This window comes from Candidatus Symbiothrix dinenymphae, assembly GCF_001431085.1.
Genome location: NZ_BBRU01000053.1, coordinates 1 through 892 on the forward strand (window position 1 = coordinate 1; position 892 = coordinate 892).

1 protein-coding gene and 1 pseudogene are annotated in these 892 nt (G+C 43.4%); one reads left to right on the forward strand and one right to left on the reverse strand.

The window, feature by feature from the left end:
* Positions 1–263: pseudogene (locus ASC50_RS00945) on the forward strand (DNA-binding protein); the annotation flags it as partial.
* Between the two features lie 17 nt (positions 264–280).
* Here ASC50_RS00945 and ASC50_RS00950 read toward each other — a convergent pair.
* A partial coding sequence (locus tag ASC50_RS00950) for a DUF4270 family protein (RefSeq protein WP_158648231.1) occupies positions 281–892 on the reverse strand: 612 nt, incomplete at its 5' end.

Genomic DNA, 892 nt, shown 5'->3' on the forward strand with positions numbered 1-892 from the left:
CGATGAAGAAAAAGATGAGAGCCAAGGAAGGTAAATCAACGCCTGAATTGGAGTTTGATTTTGAATATGACTTAAGCTCGTTTTTGAATTATTATTCCGGAATTCTTTCAAAATCAGGCTTGGAACAAATTACCGGAGTTGGTCAAAAACAACTTTGGCACTATTCGTCAGGCTCTAAGCGTCCGCGATTGCAAACAACGAGAAAAATCCAAAAAGGAGTGCGTCAATTTGCAAACGATTTAAGTCAAATAAAATTTCACTAATCGACGAGGACACACTATTATTTCACATCCGAAGCGACTACCCTGATATTGATGTTGTCTTTTTTCAGCGTTACTGCGGAGGGTGCGAGGTAGTTTGCTGTGGCATAATCGGTGTAGGAGGTGCTGTAATACGATGATTCGAGTACATAGGACACTTGCACCGGTATCAGCCGCAACTCCAGCGTGGATAAACCGTTGTCGATGGCTTTTTGCACTACATTCGCAATATTGGAATATTGATAGGCATACGCTGTTGAATTGAACATGGCAAAGTAGTAGCTGATATTGTCGGCGGTTTTGCTCTCCTCAAAGAACGTCTGCACCGAGTCCTTTTCAAGCAACACCAATTTGGCTCGGGTCGTATTGAGCATGTTCACCGTGCCCAATGCCGGAAAACCAAAACTGAAATTCGGCGAATATTCCTTCGGCACAGCCTCAATTGCAAGGTTCACAATGCTGAGTTTGCGAGTGCCCATTTTTGCCTTAATCGCCTCAATATCAATGGTTAATTGCGCACAAACACCCGCAGGCGCTTTTATATACATCTTTTCGGCATCGGATGCCAACAAATCGGTTGTGCCATTGGATGTTGTGTAATGGTTCAACTGAATTATCTCCTTCGTCACCGA